Origin of the sequence: Tardiphaga sp. 172_B4_N1_3 (assembly GCF_052076035.1) — a bacterium.
Classification (GTDB): Bacteria; Pseudomonadota; Alphaproteobacteria; order Rhizobiales; family Xanthobacteraceae; genus Tardiphaga; species Tardiphaga robiniae.
The window spans coordinates 4,531,282-4,553,796 of sequence record NZ_CP197238.1 but is presented as its reverse complement, the minus strand read 5'-3'; the positions used below and the strand labels follow the sequence as shown (position 1 = coordinate 4,553,796).

Below are 22,515 nucleotides of genomic sequence, written 5' to 3'. Positions count from 1 at the left end.
AAAGAGTTTCGTTGAGGTTGCGAGACAGTTCAATGTAGCAAATACAGGCGGTGCTGGCTATTAACCTGCAACAACTGGTTGAATTGGCGCAGTCCCGATTGAACCGAACGCCGCGAAGTCGCAACAGAGTGCTGCGGCAGATCGCGTCCGGTGAACGCCACCGTGCGGGGCGATTTCGATCAAAACTATAACGGAATCATTATTTTATTGGGCGGCGGAAGCTTTGGCCTCCCAACAAGAATGATTAGCACAGCAGGCCGGCAGCCGACGGCGTTGTAAGGGCAGAATGAAATGAAGTTGAAGGCGGCGCTCGGATATCTCGCGCTCGTGGTGACAGTCAGCCAGACGGCGACGCCCGCACGCGCCACCGACATTCAGTGGTGGCACGCGATGTCCGGAGAACTCGGCCGGCACGTTGAAAAGCTGGCCGCGGATTTCAACGCCACGCAGACGGGCTATCGCATCGTTCCGGTCTACAAGGGCAACTATACCGAAACCGTCACGGCGGCGATCTTTGCTTTCCGGTCCCGGAGCCAGCCGGCCATCGTCCAGGTCAACGAAATCGCGACGGCCACCATGATGGCCGCCAAAGGCGCAACCTATCCCGTCTATGAGCTGATGCGCGATCAGGCGGAGGCGTTCAATCCGTCAGCCTATCTGCCAGCCATTACGGGCTACTACACCGACATGGCCGGCAACATGCTGTCCTTCCCGTTCAATGCGTCGACGCCGATCCTTTACTACAACAAGGATCTGTTCCGTGCCGCTGGGCTCAATCCGGACGAGCCGCCGCGGACATGGCCGGAACTCGGCGCAGCTGCCAAGCGATTGCGGACGGCAGGTGCGGTTTGCGGCTTCACCACGGCCTGGCCGTCATGGATCAATGTCGAGAACTTCTCGGCATTCCACAACATTCCGGTGGCGACCAAGTCCAATGGCCTTGGCGGGTTAGATGCGGTGCTCACCTTCAACAACCCGCTGATGGTGAGGCATATTACGCAACTTGCCGAATGGCAGAAGACCAAGGTCTTCGATTACAGCGGCCGCGCGACAGCGGCTGAGCCACGCTTTCAGAAGAGCGAATGCGGCATTTTCCTGGGCTCGTCGGGGACCCGCGCCGACATTCTCGCCAATGCGAAATTCGAGGTCGGCTATGGTATGATGCCGTACTGGCCGGATGTCACGGCCGCGCCGCAGAATTCGATCATCGGCGGCGCGACGCTCTGGGTGCTGCGGGATCGACCGCGCGAAGAATATAAGGGCATCGCGAAGTTCTTTGCGTTTCTTTCGCAGCCCGAAGTGCAGGCGACCTGGCATCAGAAGACGGGTTACCTGCCGATCACGCGCGCCGCTTATGAACTCACGCGCCAGCAGGGTTTTTACGACCGCAACCCTGGCACCGTGAAATCCATCGAGCAGATCACGCTCAAAGCACCGACGGAAAATTCGAAGGGATTGCGCCTTGGTTCGTTCACGCTGATCCGTGACGCCATCGAGGATGAGCTGGAGCAGGCATTCAGCGGCAAGAAGCCTGCGCAGGAGGCCCTCGACGCTGCAGCAGAGCGCGGTAACAAACTGCTGCGCCAGTTCGAGCGCGCCAATCCGGTGCAGTGATATCTGCCCGGTCGCGGCGCGTCACGATCTTCGGCTGTTGCTAACGAAGGTCGTATCGCAGTGGAACATTGAACGCCTCCGTACCACCGGTCTTCTCCGGCGGAAATGCCGGGAATGGCTGCGCGCGACGAACCATGGCGAGCGTTTCGGCATCGAGCGCTTGATTTCCCGACGATCCCAGGAGGCGAGAAGACAGCACGCGACCGCTGCGATCGAGTGTAAAGGCGATCCTGACGACTGCTGTGCCTGACTGACCGGTGCGTGCACTCTGGGGAAATTGCTTGAAGCGCTGCAAGTGTGATTGAACGAGCTGATTGTAAGACGCTGACGCTGCCCTCGAGGCACCGGCGGCGGCCGCTGATGCTGCAGGCGCGATGCGTTCTGCGCGCGGTGCCGCAGTGGTCTGCGGCGCTGCTGGCGTATCGTTGGGCTTCTTCTTGATCTCGGCGCGTATTGGCTTCGGCTTGGGCTTTTCCGGCACCGGCTTTGGCGGATCGGGAATGATCTTGGCGGGCTCGGGCGGGGGCGGCGTCGGCTCGGTCTTCTGCTCGGGCGGCGCTTCGACGACCGGCTTCTCCATCAGCGGCGTCGGCGGGATCTGTTCTTCCACCTGCTTCTGCTGAACGGGCTCGGGCGGCGGCTCGGACGGCGCTTCCGCTTGCTGCATCTCGGGACCAGGGGCGATATCCAGCGGCTGCGTTTCAGGCGCGGCGGTGGCGGGCGCCATGTCGATCATGATGGTGGGCATCGTAACGCCCGGCGGGTTCGGTTGATGGTACCACCAGATGCCTGCGGCGATCAGGCCGGCATGGATCGCGACGATAGCGATCGCCGACCCGGTCCAGCGAAGACCGACGCTGTCGGTCGGCGCATGTAGCGCAAAGACGTTCATGGCGCGGAGGTTCGTCCGTCGAGGCCGACCAGTGCGATTTTGAGGTAGCCTGCGTTGCGCAGCAGGTTCATCACTTCCATCAGATCGCCATAGCTCACGACCTTGTCCGCGCGCAGGAAGATGCGCTCGTCCTTGTTGTTCTTGGTCGCAGCATCCAGCGTGCCGCTCAGCGTATCGCGCGGGATGATGTCTTCGCCGACGGCGATCGTCAGGTCAGGTTTGACGGTGACGAAGACCGGCTTGTCGGGACGCGGCTGTGGTTCGACGGCGCTTGCCGGCAGGTCGACACCGAGATCGACCGTCGCCAGCGGCGCTGCCACCATGAAGATGATCAGCAGAACCAGCATCACGTCGATGAAGGGCGTCACATTGATTTCGTGGTTGACTTCGAGGTCGTCACCGCCACCTGAGCGTCCACCTAATCTTGCAGCCATGATCTATTCCGCCGCCCGCGAGATCGGCATGCCGCGACGGCCGTGATCGCGGCTCATCAGCAGCATGACCTGTGCGGAGGCGTCGCCGAGCAGCGCTCGGTAGGTCGTGATGTTACGAACGAGCTGGTTATAGATCACCACGGCCGGAATGGCTGCGACAAGACCGAGTGCTGTCGCGAGCAAGGCTTCGGCGATGCCCGGCGCGACGACGGCGAGGTTGGTGGTCTTGGTTTCCGAAATACCGATGAAGGCGTTCATGATGCCCCAGACGGTTCCGAACAGGCCGACAAAGGGCGCAGTCGCACCGATCGTGGCGACCACGCCGATGCCACGGGAGATCCGGCGCGACATCGCCTGTTCGACGCGCTCAAGGCGGAGCGCAATGCGCTCCTTGAAGCCGTCATCGAACAGTCCATGGGAGAGGGCAGTCTCGCGCACTGCCGAATGAATGAGTTGGGCCACGGGATCGCGGGCGTTGGCACTATCGCGCTCGACCTGAGCCAGCGTCGTGTCGCTTTCCAGTATATCGAGCCGCCGTTTGGCGGACCGCGTTTCGCGGTTGAGTTCGATGGTCTTTGCGAGCCAGACCGTCCAGGTCACCAGCGAGGCGATGGCAAGCCCGATCATCACGGCCTTCACCACGATGTCGGCGTTCATGAACATGCCCCACGGGGACAGATTATGCGGCAGCAGCGCTTCCGTGGTCGCAGCTACAGCAAACTGCGGAAGCGCCGCCGTTCCGCTAACCGCCACCAATACAGTTGTAATGGGAGACCAGGATCTTGTCATAGGGGCTGCATTCCGTCGGTCGAAGTTTGCAATGGGAGATGATGGCGAAGAATACCTTCGCATGTGAACGATGTCGCCCTCTGGAGGCCGAGTTGAGGCCCAAACTGGAGCGATTCCAAGGTCATTGGGCTCAAAATCTCATACTCGTGAAGAGCCGCACGCCACGTCCGGGCTGCAGCACCTCCGCCTTCTTGAAGGAGATGTGGTTGCGGACCTGTTCGTCGAGCAGATTGTCGCCGGTGACGCCGAAGGTGATGTCGCGCAGGCCGCCGTCGACCTTCGCGAATGTGTGGGTATAGCTCACCTCAGCCTTCAGCAAGTTGTAGCCGGCCGTCGACGTTTCATTGAGTGCAATATCGTTCTGTGTGAACGCGTGGAGCACGCCCAGGCGCGCATACCATTCGGCGCTGCGCCACCAGACGCCGCCGCCCACGCGCATCGGTGCGATGCGCGGAACATTGCTGCCATCGGCGAAGGTCGCGCGGACCACGTCGAACTGGGTGTCGACTCCGAGCATGCCGTCGCTGAGCGGCGTTACATCGAGTTGTGCCATCAGCTCGGCGCCGCGGAAATTGGCATCTCGCTGACCGTAGGCCACTTGCAGCAGTGGGCCGGTCGCGCCGCAGCTTGCGAAAGTGTCGGTGCAGAAGTTGCCGGTCACCTGTTTGAAGATGAAATCCAGATAGCGCGTGTAGTAGAGGCTGGCCTCGAAACGTAGCTGGCCGCCGCTGCGCTTGAGACCGACTTCGACCGACTCTGCGGTTTCGATTTTCAGATCCGGATTGCCGATGACGAAAGTGCCGGATGCGCCGTCAGAGCCGCGCGAATAAAGCTCGGGCGCGGCAGGCGCGCGCTGTGCACGCTGTACGCTCAGATTGGCAACCATATCCCAGGGCAGTGATTTCAGCAGTCCGAAGCTGAAGCTCTTCGGGGTGAAATCGCGCGTCGCTGCTGTCTCGGAGAATGTGTCGGGTGGTGGCAGGAAATTGCTGGGGAAGATCGGCGCCATGCCGGAGACCGACAGGCTCTCGATACGGCCGGCCGCCTGGAATTTGAGTGTGTCCGAGAGCTGCAATTGCTCGAACACGAAGCCTGCGACTGTGTCCGTATTGGTGGGAGCGAGCAGCCCGCCGAGCAGGCCCGCGGTGCCGAGCTTGCGGTTGCTGGCCTGTACGCCCCAGCTTCCGGTCAATGCGCCGAGCGGTGTTGCGACCGCGGCGTGGTCCAGTTCGAAACGGCCTTCGATTTCCTTGTTGGTGATGGTGTTCTGCAGGCCATCGACACCATTGCTGCCGATGCCGAGCTCGCCATGCTTGTAGTCGCTGACGCCGAACGTATAGCGGATCGCGGCGATGCCGTCGGTGGGCGCGCGCCATTCGCCCTTGCTGGTCACCTTGGTCTGTTCGAGGTCGATGCGGGTTCTTGCAGCTGACTCGGCGATGCCGGGGATATGATACAGGCTAGTGATGTGCTGGATCGCGGTGCCGATATAGCCGCCATCGAAGATGTAGGAGCCGCCGACCGACTGGCCTTCCGAGCGCAGTCTCGTATTGGCCTGTACGCCGCCGCCGGGAATTCTGTAATCGCCGGCGCTGCGGCCGAAGGCATCGACGTGAATGGCGACATTGTTGCCTGACGCATCGATGCTGGCCGCGCCGTCGATGCTGCTATCCACCGAGGAGCCGCCACCCTTGATGCGCGCGCTGAAATTGTCCGGCACGAGATTTTCCGGAATGCGATTGTTGCTGGCATTGACGACGCCGCCGATGGCCTGATTGCCATAGCGCAGCGTTGCGGGACCGCGGATCACCTCGATCTTGTCGGCGGAGAGCGGATCGACCGGGACCTGATGATCCTGGCTGAAATCCGAGGCGTCCTGGCTGCCGATGCCGTTCTCCTGGATGCGGACGCGATAGTCGTCGAGGCCGCGGATATTCGGCCGGCTCGCGCCCGGCGCAAAGGTCGATGCGGCAACGCCCGGCTGGGTCGCTAGCAAGTCGGCGATGGAGGCGGAGGTGGTGCGTTGGAGGGCGTCGCCGGTCAGCAGGGTAGTGGACTGGAAGGCGTCAGCTTCCTTCTGCCGCTCGGCGCTGACCACGATTTCCGACAGCGTTTGCCCCTCCTGGGCCTTCGCCTCTCCAATCCAGATTGATGAGAGGCACGCCGCCCCCGTGATCGACGCCCACAACCTCAAACTCACGCCATTCCCCAAGGTTCTTGATCTGATGCAAATGCTAATGCGAATTATTCGCAATAAGAAGCGGGAGCCGATGTATGTCAAGCCAGAAACAGGCGATCAATGACCGAGCAACGCCTGCACATCAGTCTAAATTATGTGCATCTCAATATCTTTGTATGCAATACAGTCGGGTCTCTGGTTATGCCGGCCGCCGGGCTCGTTGCAAAATGCGAGATTTATCAGATGCCTAGGCGCGCATTAGGTGTTCGTTAAGCTCTGGCACGAAGTTTGCGATGTCTGTTCCCAAGCCGATCCACTCGCGCCCTTGGGGAGAGCCAGAATGAAGCGTCGTGATTTTCTGAAAACCGCCACAGGCGCCGCCGCTGGCGCCATGGTCTCCGGCCCGGCAATCTTTTCGTCCGCCAAGGCAGACGCCCGATCCGAAACCCTGCTGATCGTCTCCGAAAGCGGCCCCAACAACCTCGATATCCATGGCGTGGGCACCAATGTGCCCGGCTATGAAGTGTCCTGGAATTGCTACGACCGCCTGATCGGCCACGAGATGAAGGCCGGCCCCGGCGGCGTGCCCTATTACGACCGCGACAAGTTCAAGCCCGAACTCGCCGAGGACATGACCATCAGCGACATGTCGGCGACCTTCAAGCTGCGCAAGAACGCGAAGTTTCACGACGGCACGCCGGTCACGGCGAAGGACGTCAAGTGGTCGCTGGATCGTTCGGTCAGCGTCGGCGGTTTTCCGACCTTCCAGATGAGCGCCGGATCGCTGAAGAAGCCCGAGCAGTTCGTCGTTGTCGACGATCACACCGTGCGCGTCGATTTCGCCACCAAGGATCGCCTGACGATTCCGGATCTCGCGGTCATCGTGCCCTGCGTGATCAATTCCGAGCTGGTGAAGAAGAATGCCACCGAGAAGGATCCGTGGGGGCTCGAATACACCAAGATGCAGACGGCAGGTGGCGGAGCCTACAAGGTGACCAAGTGGACGGCAGGCACCGAAGTCATCCTCGAGCGCAATGATGATTGGGTCTCCGGCCCGATGCCGAAGATCAAGCGCGTGATCTGGCGCATGGTGCCGCAGGCCGGCAACCGGCGCGCGCTGCTCGAGCGCGGCGATGCCGACATGTCCTATGAACTGCCCTACAAGGATTTCCAGGAGATCAAGGCCAACGGCAAGCTTGACGTGGTGTCGCTGCCGTTCTCCAACGGCATCCAGTATATCGGCATGAATGTCACCAAGCCGCCCTTCGACAATCCGAAGGTGCGTCAGGCCGTGGCCTATGCGCTGCCCTATCAGAAGATCGTCGATGCCGTGCTGTTCGGTCTCGCCAATCCGATGTACGGCGCATCAGCCGACAAGCCCACCGAAGTCGCGTGGCCGCAGCCGCATAAATACAATACAGACATGGTAAAGGCGAAGGCGCTGCTGGCCGAGGCCGGCTATCCCAACGGCTTCGAGACCACGATCTCATTCGATCTCGGCTTTGCCGTCGTCAACGAGCCGCTGTGTGTGCTGGTGCAGGAAAGCCTCGGCCAGATCGGCATCAAGACGACCATCAACAAGATCCCCGGCGCCAATTGGCGCACCGAGCTGAACAAGAAGGAGATGCCGCTCTACACCAACGTATTCTCCGGCTGGCTCGATTACCCCGAATACTTCTTCTACTGGTGCTATCACGGCGACAATTCGGTGTTCAACACCATGAGCTACAAGTCGCCCGAGATGGACAAGTTCATCAACGGCGCGCGCACCGCCGCCGCAACCGGCGACAAGGCCGCCTATGATGCCGACGTGAAGGGTTTCGTCGATCTCGCTTTCACTGATGTGCCGCGCATCCCGCTCTATCAGCCCTATGTCAACGTGGCGATGCAGAAGAACATCTCGGGCTACCAATACTGGTTCCACCGTCGGCTCGACTATCGCGCGCTCGTGAAGGCGTGATGTGATGATCGCCGCGAAGCGCGGGCACTTTCTTCCCCTCTCCCCAACCCTCTCCCGCCTAGCGAAGCTTCGCTTCGCGTGGGGGAGAGGGAGCGCTGCGAGTTCGCGTTCGCATCCGTCGATGAACACGAGGTATGCATCATGCTCGCTTTGATCGGCAAACGACTGATGCTCGCGATCCCGAGTTTGATCGGGGTCGTGATCGTGACGTTCCTGCTGACGCGCGCGCTGCCCGGCGATCCCGCGGCCTATTTCGCAGGACCGTCAGCGGACAAACAGGCGATCGAGGAAATCCGCAAGAAGCTCGGCCTCGACAAGCCGCTGATCGAGCAGTTCTTCCGCTATACAGCGGATCTGGCCAAAGGCGATTTCGGCAACTCGCTGACGACCGGCCAACCGGTAGCGACTGAAATTCGCAATCGCCTGCCGGCCTCGGCGGAGCTGACGCTGCTGGGTCTGCTGGTCTCGGTCATGATCGCCATTCCGCTTGGCATTCTCGCCGCCACCCGGCCGGGCTCGTGGATCGATCATCTCTGCCGGGTGACGACGACGGCCGGCGTATCGCTGCCGGTGTTCTTCACCGGCCTAGTGCTAGTCTATGTCTTCTATTTCAGGCTCGGCTGGTCGCCGGCTCCGCTCGGACGTCTCGACGTGTTCGCGTCGACGCCGCCCAACGTGACCGGCTTCTATCTGATCGACAGTCTCATCGCCCGTGACTGGGAAGCCTTCAGGTCCGCCTTCAACCAATTGATCCTGCCGACGGCGACGCTGGCGATCTTCTCGCTGGCGCCGATCGCCCGCATGACACGCGCGTCGATGCTGGCGATCCTGTCCTCCGATTTCGTCCGTACTGCGCGCGCCAGCGGTCTGTCGCCGCGCGCCGTAATCGTCACTTACGCCTTCCGCAACGCCATGCTGCCGGTCATCACCACACTGTCGATGACATTCTCGTTTCTGCTCGGCGCCAATGTGCTGGTCGAGAAGGTGTTCGCCTGGCCGGGCATCGGCTCCTACGCGGTCGAAGCTCTGATCTCGTCGGATTTCGCGCCGGTGCAGGGCTTCGTGCTGACCATGGCCGTCATGTATGTGCTGATCAATCTGATCATCGACATTCTTTACGGCGTGATCGATCCACGCGTGCGGCTGGAAGGGTGAGGTGTAAACCATGAACGCTGTCACGCCTGTCGATTCCGAAGCCGTTCCCGCGCCGCCGCCTGCGCCAGCAAAACGCACCTCCGGCTTTGCCGCGACGCTGTCGCACACCCGCTACATCCTCGGCGAGAACCGCGTCACGGCCTTTGCCTTCGGCCTGCTGGTGCTGATCGTTTTCGCTGCATTGTTCGGTCCGTATGTCGTGCCTTACGATCCGCTCGCCAGCGACACGGCGCAGGCGCTGAAGGCGCCGTCCGCGGCGCACTGGTTCGGGACCGATCAGCTCGGCCGCGATATTTTCAGCCGCGTCATTGTCGCGACCCGGCTCGATTTCTTCATCGCTATCGCCTCGGTCATCCTGGTGTTCGCCATGGGCGGCCTCGCCGGCATCGCCTCGGGCTATTTCGGCGGCTGGACCGATCGCATCGTCGGCCGCATCGCCGATACGATCATGGCGTTTCCGCTGTTCGTGCTCGCCATGGGTATCGTCGCGGCGCTGGGCAACACCGTGCAGAACATCATCATTGCGACGGCGATCGTGAATTTCCCGCTTTATGCGCGTGTCGCTCGCGCCGAGGCCAATGTCCGCCGCGAGGCCGGCTTTGTGCAGGCGGCCCGGCTGTCGGGCAATAGCGAGATGCGCATCCTGCTGGTGCATATCCTGCCCAACATCATGCCGATCATGATCGTGCAGATGTCGCTGACCATGGGTTACGCGATCCTCAATGCGGCGGGCCTCTCCTTCATCGGTCTCGGTGTCCGTCCGCCGACCGCAGAATGGGGCATCATGGTCGCCGAAGGCGCATCCTTCATGGTGTCGGGCGAATGGTGGATCGCATTGTTTCCCGGTCTGGCGCTGATGATCGCGGTGTTCTGCTTCAACCTGCTGGGCGATGGTCTGCGCGACATCGTCGATCCGCAGCGACGCACCTGAGGGCCCGGACATGACAGCTCAACCGCTTCTCGACGTCAGCGACCTCACTGTCCAATTCGCCACGCGGCGCGGCATCGTCAAGGCCGTGCAGCACGTCAATATTTCCGTGGCCAAGGGCGAAACACTCGGCATCGTCGGCGAGTCCGGCTCGGGCAAGTCGGTGACGTCCTATGCGGTGATGCGCATTCTCGACCGGGCCGGCAAGATCGCCGAAGGCTCGGTGATGTTCTCCGGCGTCGACATCAAGGGCGCAACCGAGAACCAGATGCGCGACCTGCGTGGCCGCGAAATCTCGATGATCTTTCAGAACCCGCGGGCGGCACTGAATCCAATCCGGAAGGTCGGCGACCAGATCGAGGACGTGCTGCGGCAACATGCGCAGGCTGGTAGCGCAGACCGTGCGGAGAAAGCCATCGAGGCGCTGGAGCAGGTCAAGATCGCACGCCCGCGCGAGCGCTATCACGCCTATCCGTTCGAACTCTCGGGCGGCATGTGCCAGCGCGTGGTGATCGCATTGGCGCTGGCCTGCAATCCACAGCTCCTGATCGCTGACGAGCCGACCACCGGCCTCGACGTCACGACGCAGAAGGCGGTAATGGATCTGGTCGTCGAGCTCACCAAGAGCCGCGGCATGTCGACGATCCTGATCACCCATGATCTCGGCCTGGCCGCTGCCTATTGCGACCGTGTCGTGGTGATGGAAAAGGGCAGGGTGGTCGAGACGGCGCTGTCGGCCGATATCTTCGCCAATCCGAAACACGCCTATACGAAGAAATTGATGCAGGCGACGCCCCGGCTTGGCGTCTCGCTGCGCGATCTGCTGCCGGCCGAAGAACGCGCGGCAATGCCGGTGCAGCAGCCGATTGCTGACAGTGTCAGCGCCGATACTGCCGCAAAGCCGCTGCTGGTGGTCGAAAATCTGGTCAAGGAATATGCCCGCCAGGGCGCAACCGCCTCTCTGGCAAAACTGTTCTCGCGCAAGCCGCCGACCGAGCCGGACAAGTTTCGTGCTGTCGATGGCATCAGCTTTACGGTTGGCCACGGCGAGAGCGTCGGTCTTGTCGGCGAATCCGGTTGCGGCAAGTCCACGACGTCGATGATGGTGATGCGGCTGATCGACAAGACCTCGGGGCGCATCTCCTTCGATGGCGACGAGATCGGCGAGATGGCGCCGAATTCCTTTGCGCGGTTGCCGCTGCGCAAGAGCATCCAGATGGTGTTTCAGGATCCCACGGACAGCCTGAATCCTCGTTTCACGGCGGCGCGGGCCATCGCCGATCCGATCATGCAGCTCGGCGATATCAAGGGCTCCGATGCATTGCGTGCAAAATGCGAAGACCTCGCGCGACAGGTGGGGCTGCCGCTCGAATTGCTCGATCGCTTTCCGCATCAGATGTCCGGCGGCCAGAAGGCGCGCGTCGGCATTGCGCGGGCCATCGCGCTGCAGCCGAAGTTGATCATCCTGGACGAGCCGACCGCCGCGCTCGACGTCTCCGTGCAGGCGGTGGTGCTGAACCTGTTGCAGGACCTGAAACAGTCGATGGGAATGAGCTATTTGTTCGTGTCGCACGATTTGAATGTGGTGCGTTTGCTGTGCGATCGTGTCATCGTGATGCGCACCGGGCGGATCGTCGAGCAGGGCCTGACAGAGACTGTGCTGGATGCGCCGCAAGATGCTTATACGAAGGAACTGCTGTCGGCGATCCCGCATCCGCCGTTGCCGATTCATTGAGACAGATCGAGAGAGGGACCGTGGCCGAACCGCTTGATGACTATATCGACGCCGTCGCAAAGGCGTTGGAATTGCCAATCTACGACGCGTGGAAGCCGTCCGTCCGTGCCAATCTCGCGGTGACGCTGAAAATGGCTAAGATGGTCGACGAATTTTCGCTGCCAGATGAAACCGAACCGGCGAGCATCTATGCAGCTTGATCCCGTTATCACCCCCGAAGGCGATTGGCGTCCGGCGTCCGACATCGCGCAGGCGGTTGCCGCGAAGAAAATCTCCGCACTCGCTATCACCGAAGCTGCGCTCGCGCGGATCGCGCAGCACAATCCGGTCCTGAACGCATTCACCGATGTCACCGCCGACCGCGCACGCGCCACGGCGAAGGCGCTGGATGCCGCTATTGCTGCGGGCCAAAGTGTTGGGCCACTCGCAGGCGTGCCGTTTGCAGTGAAGAACCTGTTCGATGTCACCGGCCTGCCGACCCGCGCCGGCTCCAAAATCAACCGCGATCGTCCAGCTTCGACCCGCGATGCGACACTGGTCGAACGCATGGAAGCGGCCGGCGCCGTATTGGTCGGCGCTCTCAACATGGGCGAATACGCCTATGATTTTACGGGCGAGAATATTCATGACGGGCCGTCGCGGAATCCGCATGACGTGACCCGGATGACCGGCGGCTCATCGGGCGGTTCCGGCGGCGCCGTCGGCGGCAGTCTTGTGCCGCTTGCCTTGGGGTCGGACACCAACGGATCGATCCGCGTGCCGTCGTCGTTTTGCGGTATCTTCGGCCTGAAGCCGACTTACGGCCGGCTGTCGCGGGCGCGCTCGTTTCCGTTTGTCGCGAGCTTCGATCATCTCGGCCCGTTCGCACGATCGGTCGAGGACCTCGCGCTGGCCTACGACGCCATGCAGGGACCCGACGCCGAGGATGCGGCGTGTTCAACCCGCGCCATCGAGCCGGTGACGGCGCTGCTCGGACAGGATATCGGCTCTCTCCGCATCGCTGCGGCCGGCGGATACTTCCGCAAGAACCTGTTTCCGGAGGCCCAGGAGGCGGTTGCGCGTGTCACGAAGGCGCTCGGCGTCACACGCGACATCGAGCTGCCCGAGGTCGCCCGCGCGCGTTCGGCGGCCTATATCATCTCGACCGTTGAAGGCGCCTCGCTGCATCTGGATCGCTTGCGCACACGTCCCAATGACTTCGACCCGGCGGTGCGGGACCGGTTGCTGGCCGGCGCCATGGTGCCGGCGCCGCTGGTCGATCGCGCGCAGAAATTCCGTCGCTGGTACCGCGCGAAGGTGCTCGAACTGTTCAAGGACGTCGATGTGATCATCGCGCCGGCGACGCCTTGCGTCGCGCCGAAGCTGGGGCAGGCGACTTTTGTGCTCGACGGCATCGAGCTGCCCGTGCGCGCCAATATCGGCATCCACACCCAGCCAATCTCCTTCATCGGTCTCCCCGTGGTCGCCGTGCCGGTGCCGCTCGATCCGATGCCGATCGGCGTGCAGATCATTGCAGCGCCGTGGCGGGAAGACATCGCGCTGCGCGTCGCTTATGCTCTGGAGCGGGCCGGCATCGTTGCTGCTCCATCAGCAAAAGGGTTCTGACATGGAAATCGATCTGCCGGACGTCATCGCCGAAGTGGGCGCCGCTTTCGCACGCTATGAGAAGGCGTTGACGACCAACGACACGGCGGTGCTTGGCGAGCTGTTTCGCAACGATCCGCGGACGCTCCGTTACGGCATGGGCGAAAACCTCTACGGCTATGACGAGATCCAGGCCTTTCGCGGTGCACGCTCGCCGGTCGGATTGATGCGCCGCACTGCGCGCACGGTGATTTCCGCCTATGGCCGCGACACTGCGGTCGCCTCGACGCTATTTTATCGCGACACGGCTCCGGGTAAGGTCGGTCGACAGATGCAGACGTGGATCCGCTTTCCGGAAGGCTGGCGAATCGTGGCGGCGTCTGTCAGCCTGATCGACGAACCGCAGGGCGCCAAGGGATGAGTTTCGACGACATGCTGATTCAGCCGGGGAAGCCGCGCCGCAAGGCGGGCATCGCCGGGCCGGTCAGCCGGGTTGACCGTGCCGGGACGATCACCGGCAAGATGACGCGCGCCGAAGAGCTCCGCCTGCAACTGGCCGACGAGATCGTGCGCGGCGTGCTGCCCCCCGGTACCTCACTCGACGAAACCGATCTGGCACAGCGTTTCAATGTTTCGCGCACGCCCGTTCGTGAAGCGTTGCGTCAGCTCACGGCAAGCGGCCTTGTCGACTCGCGCGCGCATCGCGGTGCCGTCGTGGCGCAGCCGTCGATCGATCGTCTCACCGGCATGTTCGAGGCGATGGCCGAGCTCGAAGCGATATGTGCGGGTCTCGCCGCCGAACGGATGCCGGCCGTGCAACGTCACGGGCTGGAGGCCATTCACGAAGAGCTGCGGGTGCTGAGCTATGACGGCAATCCGGATCGCTTCCACGAAGTGAACGAGCGTTTTCACAACGCGATCTATGCGGGCTCGCAGAACGAATATATCGCCGAGATCACGCTTGCGACCCGGGTTCGGGTGCAGCCGTTCCGGCGAGCCCAGTTTCGCAATCTCGGTCGTCTTGCCAAGTCGCAGGCCGAGCATGACCGCGTCGTCGTCGCCATCATGCGCGGCGATCGCAACGGCGCCGCCGCGGCGATGCGCGCCCATATCGAGTTGGTGCGCGGCGAATACGAGCATTACGCCGTTTCGCTCTAGGTCCCAATTCCCCCGCATAAAATCGGAACCAACGCGCTCTTCGCGGGTTGTTTCCCGGAGAATGTAACCCTCTGGCGCTGAATGACCCGTCACCGCAAGGTTTCGGGCTTTTCGCGTTGCTGTCGATTTTCCGCCTGTCCGTGGGAATAGCGAGCAAATGCTCAGGAGCAAGGCGGCATGGCTTATCTGAGCAGCGCGGATATCACGGCTTCGCCGGTGCCGGGCCAGACGCCAGCTTCTGACCCGGGTCGTATCATCGAAACCGATATTCCCGCGCGTCTGGATGCGCTGCGCTGGAGCGGCTTTCACACACGCGTTGTTCTGGCGCTCGGTATTACATGGATTCTCGATGGTCTTGAGGTGACCCTGGCGGGCGCGCTGTCCGGCGCGCTCAAGGAAGATCCGCTGTTGAGGTTCTCGAACGTCGATGTCGGCTTTGCCAATAGCGCTTATCTTGCAGGCGCTGTGATCGGTGCACTGGGCTTCGGCTGGCTGACGGATCGCATCGGCCGGAAGAAACTGTTCTTCATTACGCTTGCGCTTTATCTCACGGCGACTGCCGCGACGGCGCTGTCATGGAATCTTGCCAGCTATGCCGTGTTTCGATTCCTGACGGGTGCCGGCATTGGCGGGGAATATACGGCGATCAATTCAACGATTCAGGAGCTTGTCCCGGCGCGTTATCGCGGCTGGACCGATCTGGTGATCAACGGCAGCTTCTGGCTGGGCGCCGCAATGGGTGCCGTTTGTGCCATTGTCCTGCTGGACCCCGCAGTGATTTCGCAAGCCTATGGCTGGCGGCTGGCCTATTTCACTGGTGCTATTCTGGGTCTCATCGTGCTGTTCATGCGGATGTGGATTCCGGAAAGCCCGCGATGGCTGATGATCCACGGTCAGCCGCAGCGCGCCGAAGAGATCGTGGCTGAGATCGAAATCTCCGCGCATCAGAAGGCCAAGCCGTCGGTTCTGGCCGCGCTGCCGAAGATCAGGCTGACGATGCGCGATCATACGCCGCTGAAGGAAGTCGCGCAGACACTGTTCGTGCTGTATCGGCAACGGTCGCTGGTCGGACTCGTGCTGATGGCATCGCAGGCGTTTTTCTACAACGCGATCTTCTTCACCTATGCGCTGGTACTGACGGATTTCTTCGGTATCCCGTCCAACCATGTCGGCTGGTATATCCTGCCGTTTGCCGCAGGCAATTTTCTTGGACCGCTGCTGCTCGGCCGGCTGTTCGATACGCTCGGGCGTCGCGTCATGATTGCGGTGACCTACGGGATGTCGGGCATCTTGCTTGCGATCTCCGGCTATCTGTTCTCGATCGATGTGTTGAGTGCACAGACCCAGACCATCGCCTGGATGATCATCTTCTTCTTTGCGTCGCCTGCGGCGAGTGCGGCCTATCTCACCGTCAGTGAGACGTTCCCGATCGAGGTGCGCGCATTGGCGATCGCTGTCTTCTACGCGATCGGCACCGGGATCGGCGGCGTTGCCGGCCCGGCGCTGTTTGGCGTGCTGATCGATACCGGGTCGCGCAATAGCGTGTTTGCCGGCTACCTGTTTGGCGCTGTTCTGATGATCGTGGCTGCGATTGTCGGCTGGCGCTATGCCATCGCGGCGGAACGCCAGCCGCTTGAATCAGTTGCACGGCCGCTGGCCGTGGTGGAGTAACTTGATGAACATGTCTCAGAAAATTATCGAAATTCATGTCGACGATGCGCCGCACTCCGAAGAGGTACTGTATCCGGGTGCGGAGTTGCCGCGGCTTACCGAATGTGCGCTGCTGCTCGATATCGACGGTACGCTGCTGGATCTTGCGCCGACGCCGCGTGAAGTGTGGGTGCCACCGGATCTGGCGACGTCCATGGGCAAGCTGCTGCAGCGCACGAATGGCGCCATGGCTCTCGTTTCGGGCCGCTCGATCAACGATATCGATCTGATCTTTGCGCCTATGCAGTTTCCTGCCGTTGGCGGTCATGGCGCCGAAATGCGATTGTCAGGCGACAATGAATCGGTAGCGTCAGGCGCGCCGCCGATGGACAAGGAATTGAAGCGTCGCCTTGCTGCCATTGCGAAGTTGAGCCCGGGCATTCTGCTCGAGGACAAGGGCTATGCGCTCGCGCTGCATTATCGTCTCGCGCCGCATGCGGAGAAGGCGATCTATGATGCGGTCTCTGCGATCCGTGCCGATCTGCCGAATGCGCCGATCGAAGTGCTGCCGGGCAAGGCTGTCTGCGAGATCAAGCCGGCTGGTGTGACCAAGGCGACGGGCGTGATCGAATTGATGACGCATGAGCCGTTCAGCGGGCGCCGTCCGATCTTCATCGGCGATGATGTCACCGATGAATCGGTATTTGCGATCATGCCCGGCATGAATGGTCTCGCATTCTCCGTCGGTCGCCGTGCGCAAGGCGTATCGGGTCACTTCGACGAGCCGCGCGATGTGCGCGCATGGCTCGCGCGCTTGCTGATCGACGATGCAGCGAAATCGAAGTGATTCATCTCATGTCTTGATACCGATGCAGATGGAACTCACTGAAAGGTGAGTTCCATCGTCGCGTGCCCGAATTTGGTTTCAATTGGGTCGAATGGTGACGAGGAACCATATTGATGAACGGACGTTTATCAATGTGTGCAATCAGGAGGGGACCCTGTGAATCTCGTCGTAGTCTCAAACCGAGTATCGCGCGCTTCGGCGAATGAGCCGATGACCGGCGGTCTGGCAGCAGCCTTGCTGCCCGTGGTGGAGAAATCTGGCGCGATTTGGGTGGGTTCCAGCGGCCGCGTGCGCGACGGCGCGCAGAAGGAACCGTTTGCCGAAATCGAGGCGCTGGGCGCCGGTGCGCTGGCAATGCTCGATCTGCCTGCCGCGCATTACGGTGGCTATTACGAAGGCTTCGCCAATTCAGCGCTTTGGCCTGCGCTGCACTCCCGTACCGACCTGATCTGCACGTCGCACGATGATTATCAGTCGTATCGCGAAGTGAATTCGTTCTTCGCGCGCGCGCTGCTGCGGTTCCGCAAGCCCGATACCGCGTTCTGGATTCAGGATTACCATTTCCTTGCGCTCGGCGCAGAATTGCGCGCGCTTGGCGTGACGCATCCGCTGGGTTTTTTCCTGCATACGCCGTGGCCGGCACGCGATATTTTTGGCGGCGTGCCGCATCATCGCGAACTGGTCGAGGCAATGCTCGCTTACGATCTGATCGGCTTCCAGACCGAAGGTGATCGCGACAACTTCCTGTCTTATGTCGATGGCGAGCTCGGCCTGGACACGACGGGTGGTGTGGTGATGTCGCGGTACGGCGTGTCGCGCTGTGCGGTATTTCCGATCGGCATCGATCCCGCGAAGTTTGCTGCGCATGCCGCCAAGGCGGCGTCGCATCCAGATGTGTCGCGGCTGCGCCGCAGCCTGAACGGCGAGAAACTCGCCATCGGCGTCGATCGCGTCGATTACTCCAAGGGCCTCGTCAATCGTCTCGATGCGTTCGATCGCATGCTAACGCGGCAGCCGCAGCTCAAGCGCTCGGTCTCGCTGTTGCAGATCGCGACTCTGTCGCGCGGCACGATCGAGGCCTATGGTGATCTGCAGAACCAGCTTGCGAAGCTGGTGAGCGACATTAACGGGCGTCACGGCGAAGTTGACTGGACGCCGATCCGCTATCTCAACAAGGGCTTCAGCCAGACGGTGCTCGCTGGCCTCTATCGCACCGCGCAGGTCGGTCTGGTGACGCCGCTGCATGACGGCATGAATCTGGTCGCCAAGGAATATGTCGCTGCGCAGAACCCGGTCGATCCCGGTGTGCTGGTGCTGTCGAAATATGCCGGTGCCGCGAACGAGCTCGATACGGCCCTGCTGGTCAATCCGCATGATGTGGACGGCATGGCGCGCACCATCGCGACCGCATTTTCGATGCCGTTGCTGGAGCGCCGGATGCGCTGGGAAGCCATGATGGCGAAGCTGCGCGCCGGCACCATTCAGGACTGGTTCGCCGATTTCGTCGAGGCGCTTCAGCAGGCCCATGTCGCCAATGACAAGACGCCGGTGGAAACGCTGCCGGTTGAGCCGGCCGTACTCTGGCCGGTCCAATCGCTGGGCGCTGGGGTCGGTAGCCGGTTCCACTGAGCCGCGGCGCCGCCCAGGCGAAATGGGGAGGTCCCCCCGCGGCGCGCTAGCGCGGGGATTGCTGTGCCGACGCATCGCAAGCCGATTCGCCGCTCGCCAGGACGGGCAGGTGGCGCCAAGGCTCCCCGGAATTCCCTATATCCTTCAATAATTTGAGAAAAACCGCCGGGCCGAGCCGGCGGTCCCTTGCAAATCTCGCTCCGGCCCGTCATGAGAAGGCGCGCCGGAGAGATGGCCGAGTGGCTTAAGGCGCACGCTTGGAAAGCGTGTGTGCGGGAAACCGTACCGTGGGTTCGAATCCCACTCTCTCCGCCAGCACCCCCTCCTAACCATCTGATCCATTTGCGAGCCGGCCGTCGTCCTTCCGCACCCCGCGCGCGGTAACAGGATGACGTCTACGTCGATGGCTGGGTTTTTAGCGAGCCTGTTTAGGCAGGCTGGACTGGAAAAGGAATCTCTCGCTCTGGGAGACGGACCTTCCGGAGTGGCGCAAAGTCTGGCAAGGCCAAAATGGCCTAATACGTCAGGCTCGTTGGCTTGATTTGAGCCTGAATCATTAGGTAGCCTTTTTGCGTCGTGTCCGGGGCATCAATTGCGTAGATCTCGAATTGTTATCGCTGCTGCGTCTGTCGGAGCCCTCGCTGCGGCTTTGACGCTATGTGCGTATGTTCGAGAGCCTCAAAATGTACTGAGCTTCTTTAAGGCGAAAAATCCAAGTAGTCCCCAGCTCGACGACGTCTCGTTCGTTCAGCGTTTTCCGCAAGCGTTTGATTTTGAAGTGTCGGCTTCTCATGTCGAATTAGAAGTTCAGCGGGCTAAGTCGCAGCTCGCGCAAGCAATGCGATCGCCGCCAGTGCTTCCCGCCGACAGCTCGCTCGGAATCTCGGCGGCGAATGGAAAAGTGCCGCTACCGAGAGTCCGGCCGTCGGCGGCCAATTTGATTGCTGTGTCTCTGCCCGATCAAGCGTCAACACCGTCTGATCCTTTGTCCAACGTAAGCGCAGCACTTAAAAAAGTCTTCGCGATGCTACAGCCGTCTGAAACTGTTTTGGCATCTGCGTCACCCGAGGGTGGAATCTCCGGTGACGGAAAGGACAGTGCACCTCCAACGTTGGCGGAAACGCGAACGGCGCTTTACGATATTTCCGCGCGCACCGTTTACATGCCCGACGGAACGCGGCTCGAGGCTCACTCCGGACTTGGCGAACTGATGGACGATCCAACGCAAGTCCACGTCCATGATCGAGGTGCGACGCCGCCGCAGATATATGAACTGAGCAAGCGAGAGAAGCCGTTTCACGGCGTTGAAGCATTGAGAATGAAGCCGGTGGGTCAAGGTGATCTGTTTGGCCGCGCCGGATTGCTTACGCACAGCTACCTGATGGGACCAAAGGGAGATTCGAACGGTTGCGTATCGTTCAAGGACTACGCAACGTTCTTGCAGGCTTACAAAGCAGGCGCCGTGAAGCGATTGATCGTCGTACCGAGCCTGGCCGATCCGACCGTTATGGTGGCACAAAAAACGTCGATGTAGCCGTGTCTGTGAATACTCAGATATCGCACCGGCTTGAGATTGATCTTCAGAACTAATTTTCGCCCAGATTTAGATTGGTAGTATGCCAACGCCGAATCGGGGGATTCGCATATGACACCCAGTGACTACGCGCGAATGGCGAAAAATTGCGCTGAGCGAGCTGACGCCTTGGAGCCCGGCCCGAAGAGAGACGAACTGCTTAAGAAAGCACAGCAGTTTCGTTTTTACGCGAAGGTCGAAAATTGGGTGGCGTCACCGGGACTGCAACCCCCGGATTGATTTCCGCGCAGTCAGAGCGGCAAACGACGCAGTGCCTGGAAGACGGGACGCAGATAGTCCAGCATTTTTGGCGGGTTCTCCGTCATCGGAAAATGCCCGAGCTCCGGCATCTCTGTCACCACGGCGCCTTCGATCCATTCGGCGAGCGCGTAGGCATCGCTCACGGTGGCAGAGAAGTCGTAGTGACCGATCAGGAGATGGACGGGGATCTTGTGGCCGTCGATGAGCTTGGCGATCTGCTCGCCGTCGAACTCGTCCGAATAGAAAGCCAGATCGCCGTCATAGATGCCCGGCGCACCCTGCGAATAGATCCACGCGGCGCGGCGGCGATCCTCAGTGGGGCTGGACGGGCTCATCAATCCGCGCACATAGGCTGCCGAATGCCAGCCGCCATTGACGCGTGCATGGGTGAGATAGTCGTTACGACGGCCACGCGGGCGCAAGGGCGCCTCGAGCGCGATCACGGCCTTCACGAGATCAGGTCGCTCTGCGGCGAGCGCCATGGCGATGCCGGCGCCCATCGAGCAGCCCATCACCACAACGGGGTCGCCGATCGCCTGTTCGATGAAGCTCGCGCACCAGTCCAGATAGGTCGGTTGATCGAGCTGATAGATGCTGCCGTCCCAACCGATAGGTGGCATGGAGCGGCCATGATGCGGCATGTCGAAGCCGATCAGGCGCCAGTCGCGCCCCAGTTCGGGATCGCACATCACGCCGTGAAACTGCCGCGTATCCGCTCCGGCTGTGTGGAGGCACAACACTGGCCTGCCGGTGCCCGTGGCCTCTGAATAGATTTCGGCAATCTGCCCGCCGGCGCTGTGCACGCGGTGATAGCGGCCCTCAAGGCGTGTGAGATCGACTTCTACCGCATGCGCGGCCGGCGTCGTCAGATTCGCAAACACGGCTTCTAGAAATGCGCGGGCCTGCGCAATGACCAGCGCATCGCCGCTCACGGTGAAGCTGGTGTTGCGCAGCTGGATCGATGAAAATGAATGATAGGTCGGCGGCGGGCAGGGCGCCAGCACCTTCAGCCATGCTGTGGCTGGTCCAGATAGCGCGATATCCGGCGCATTGCTGGGTATACTGACAACCGGCTGGTTGTTGCGACAAGCGATCGCGACGGCGGCCTCATCGATCCCAAACTGAATTTCAAGATCCAGTCCGCGCGCAAAAGACTGCACCTCCGGCGCGGCAATCGCGACCGCAAGTCGATTGCGAAGCTCGTCGATCAGGCCCATGCCCAACGTCACCTACTTCCTGGCAGTGAGATAGCGGCCAATTTCGACATGGTCGGCCGACGGTCCGAGTTTCTCCAGCGCGGCATCCCACAGTGCAGCGACTTCATCTGCCAGTGGCGCGCTGACGCCGATCTGGTGGGCGAGCTCGTCGGCGGTGCGGATATCTTTCGCCATCAGGGCCAGCCCAAATCCCGAAGTGTATTTCTCGGGAATGATAAACTGCTTGAGCTTGTTCTCGGTCGAGTTGTTGCGCCCGGTGGAGGCGTTCAGCACGTCGACGAGGACATTCGGGTCGATGCCGAACTTACCGCCGATGGCAACGGCTTCGGCGGCAGCGGCGAGGCCTGCTGCCGAGACATAGTTGTTCAGCGCTTTGGCGGCGTGACCGGATCCGAGCGGGCCGGTGCGGAATACCGACTTGCCCATGGCATTCAGCACGGGATCGGCGCGATCGATGGTCTTGCCGTCGCCGCCGGCCATGATCGCCAGCGTGCCGTCGACGGCGCGTTTCACGCCGCCCGACACCGGTGCGTCGATGAAAGCAAGGCCTGCCGCGATCAGTTCTTCGCCGAGTGCACGCGTGCCCATCGGAGCGGAGGAACTCATATCGATCACCACCGTGCTCGGCGCGAGCTTCGCCTTGAAGCCTTCCACGGCCGCGCGCACGATCTTGCCATCGGGCAGCAGCGTGATGACGGCGGCTGCATCCTTGACGGCTTCATCGACGGTCGCCGCTGACGTGCCGCCGGCTTCGGCATATTTGGCGCGGGCTTCCGCAAACGTATCGAAGCCAACCACCTGATAGCCCGCGCGCGCAATACATGCGGCCATGGGGCGTCCCATATTGCCGAGGCCGATGACGGCGATCTTGGCGGGCGGATTGATGGCGGCTGAATTCGACACGGGCGTT

Annotated in this window: 19 protein-coding genes and 1 tRNA gene; 14 read left to right on the top strand and 6 right to left on the bottom strand. The window is 61.5% G+C overall.

Annotation, left to right across the window (positions count from 1 at the left end; all coding sequences use genetic code 11):
* Nucleotides 1-291 precede the first annotated feature (291 nt).
* Nucleotides 292-1,614: a sn-glycerol-3-phosphate ABC transporter substrate-binding protein UgpB gene (gene ugpB / locus AB7783_RS21510; protein ID WP_093757612.1), complete on the top strand. Its 1,323-nt coding sequence runs from the start codon at nucleotides 292-294 to the stop codon at nucleotides 1,612-1,614.
* A gap of 40 nt (nucleotides 1,615-1,654) precedes the next feature.
* Here the strand turns inward: ugpB and AB7783_RS21505 are convergent, their stop codons facing one another.
* The 4 genes from AB7783_RS21505 to AB7783_RS21490 form a co-directional block, all read right to left on the bottom strand.
* Nucleotides 1,655-2,506 carry an energy transducer TonB family protein gene (locus AB7783_RS21505; protein WP_441278766.1) on the bottom strand — a complete coding sequence of 284 codons (852 nt, stop codon included), beginning with the start codon at nucleotides 2,504-2,506 and terminating at the stop codon, nucleotides 1,655-1,657.
* Entirely contained in the window at nucleotides 2,503-2,940 is a 438-nt protein-coding gene (gene exbD / locus AB7783_RS21500) for a TonB system transport protein ExbD (protein WP_089263503.1), read from the bottom strand. Before exbD ends, AB7783_RS21505 begins: the two co-directional genes overlap by 4 nt.
* Nucleotides 2,941-2,943: 3 nt before the next feature.
* On the bottom strand, nucleotides 2,944-3,729 hold the full coding sequence (gene exbB / locus AB7783_RS21495; RefSeq protein ID WP_441278765.1) for a tonB-system energizer ExbB: 786 nt from the start codon (nucleotides 3,727-3,729) through the stop codon (nucleotides 2,944-2,946).
* Between the two features lie 130 nt (nucleotides 3,730-3,859).
* A complete protein-coding gene (locus AB7783_RS21490) occupies nucleotides 3,860-5,929 on the bottom strand; it encodes a TonB-dependent receptor (protein WP_441278764.1) in 2,070 nt (689 codons plus the stop codon).
* 319 nt (nucleotides 5,930-6,248) lie between these two features.
* Here AB7783_RS21490 and AB7783_RS21485 point away from each other — a divergent pair, with 319 nt between their 5' ends.
* The 13 genes from AB7783_RS21485 (at nucleotide 6,249) to AB7783_RS21425 (ending at nucleotide 20,088) form a co-directional block, all read left to right on the top strand.
* Nucleotides 6,249-7,868: an ABC transporter substrate-binding protein gene (locus tag AB7783_RS21485; RefSeq protein WP_441230952.1), complete on the top strand. Its 1,620-nt coding sequence runs from the start codon at nucleotides 6,249-6,251 to the stop codon at nucleotides 7,866-7,868.
* A gap of 141 nt (nucleotides 7,869-8,009) precedes the next feature.
* Nucleotides 8,010-9,023 carry an ABC transporter permease gene (locus AB7783_RS21480; RefSeq protein ID WP_441278763.1) on the top strand — a complete coding sequence of 338 codons (1,014 nt, stop codon included), beginning with the start codon at nucleotides 8,010-8,012 and terminating at the stop codon, nucleotides 9,021-9,023.
* Nucleotides 9,024-9,033: 10 nt separating this feature from the next.
* Nucleotides 9,034-9,954: an ABC transporter permease gene (locus AB7783_RS21475; RefSeq protein ID WP_441278762.1), complete on the top strand. Its 921-nt coding sequence runs from the start codon at nucleotides 9,034-9,036 to the stop codon at nucleotides 9,952-9,954.
* Nucleotides 9,955-9,964: 10 nt separating this feature from the next.
* Complete coding sequence (locus tag AB7783_RS21470; protein WP_441278761.1) at nucleotides 9,965-11,686, top strand: dipeptide ABC transporter ATP-binding protein; 1,722 nt, start codon at nucleotides 9,965-9,967, stop codon at nucleotides 11,684-11,686.
* Between the two features lie 20 nt (nucleotides 11,687-11,706).
* Nucleotides 11,707-11,886 (top strand): DUF4089 domain-containing protein, encoded by a 180-nt coding sequence (locus AB7783_RS21465; RefSeq protein WP_439078666.1) that lies wholly within the window; start codon nucleotides 11,707-11,709, stop codon nucleotides 11,884-11,886.
* Nucleotides 11,876-13,291, top strand: coding sequence for an AtzE family amidohydrolase (locus AB7783_RS21460; protein WP_441278760.1), 1,416 nt, complete (start codon nucleotides 11,876-11,878; stop codon nucleotides 13,289-13,291). The genes AB7783_RS21465 and AB7783_RS21460 overlap by 11 nt, the downstream gene beginning before the upstream one ends.
* 1 nt (nucleotide 13,292) lies before the next feature.
* Nucleotides 13,293-13,691, top strand: coding sequence for an oxalurate catabolism protein HpxZ (gene hpxZ / locus AB7783_RS21455; RefSeq protein ID WP_120287485.1), 399 nt, complete (start codon nucleotides 13,293-13,295; stop codon nucleotides 13,689-13,691).
* An 11-nt stretch (nucleotides 13,692-13,702) separates the two neighbouring features.
* A complete protein-coding gene (locus AB7783_RS21450; RefSeq protein ID WP_420878729.1) occupies nucleotides 13,703-14,428 on the top strand; it encodes a GntR family transcriptional regulator in 726 nt (241 codons plus the stop codon).
* A 177-nt stretch (nucleotides 14,429-14,605) separates the two neighbouring features.
* On the top strand, nucleotides 14,606-16,099 hold the full coding sequence (locus AB7783_RS21445) for an MFS transporter (protein ID WP_441278759.1): 1,494 nt from the start codon (nucleotides 14,606-14,608) through the stop codon (nucleotides 16,097-16,099).
* 10 nt (nucleotides 16,100-16,109) lie between these two features.
* Complete coding sequence (gene otsB, locus AB7783_RS21440; protein WP_184520030.1) at nucleotides 16,110-16,925, top strand: trehalose-phosphatase; 816 nt, start codon at nucleotides 16,110-16,112, stop codon at nucleotides 16,923-16,925.
* Between the two features lie 156 nt (nucleotides 16,926-17,081).
* Entirely contained in the window at nucleotides 17,082-18,554 is a 1,473-nt protein-coding gene (locus AB7783_RS21435) for a trehalose-6-phosphate synthase (protein ID WP_170849615.1), read from the top strand.
* A gap of 225 nt (nucleotides 18,555-18,779) precedes the next feature.
* Nucleotides 18,780-18,869, top strand: a tRNA-Ser gene (locus AB7783_RS21430).
* 334 nt (nucleotides 18,870-19,203) lie between these two features.
* Nucleotides 19,204-20,088 (top strand): DUF2778 domain-containing protein, encoded by an 885-nt coding sequence (locus tag AB7783_RS21425; protein WP_441278758.1) that lies wholly within the window; start codon nucleotides 19,204-19,206, stop codon nucleotides 20,086-20,088.
* Between the two features lie 290 nt (nucleotides 20,089-20,378).
* On the opposite strand, the gene AB7783_RS21420 is transcribed toward AB7783_RS21425, so the two are convergent.
* Together AB7783_RS21420 and AB7783_RS21415 are read right to left on the bottom strand one after the other, a co-directional pair.
* The gene (locus AB7783_RS21420; RefSeq protein ID WP_441278757.1) at nucleotides 20,379-21,617 is read right to left on the bottom strand and encodes an alpha/beta fold hydrolase; all 1,239 of its coding nucleotides are present in this window, start codon (nucleotides 21,615-21,617) and stop codon (nucleotides 20,379-20,381) included.
* A complete protein-coding gene (locus AB7783_RS21415; RefSeq protein WP_320445871.1) occupies nucleotides 21,618-22,508 on the bottom strand; it encodes an NAD(P)-dependent oxidoreductase in 891 nt (296 codons plus the stop codon).
* Nucleotides 22,509-22,515 lie beyond the last annotated feature (7 nt).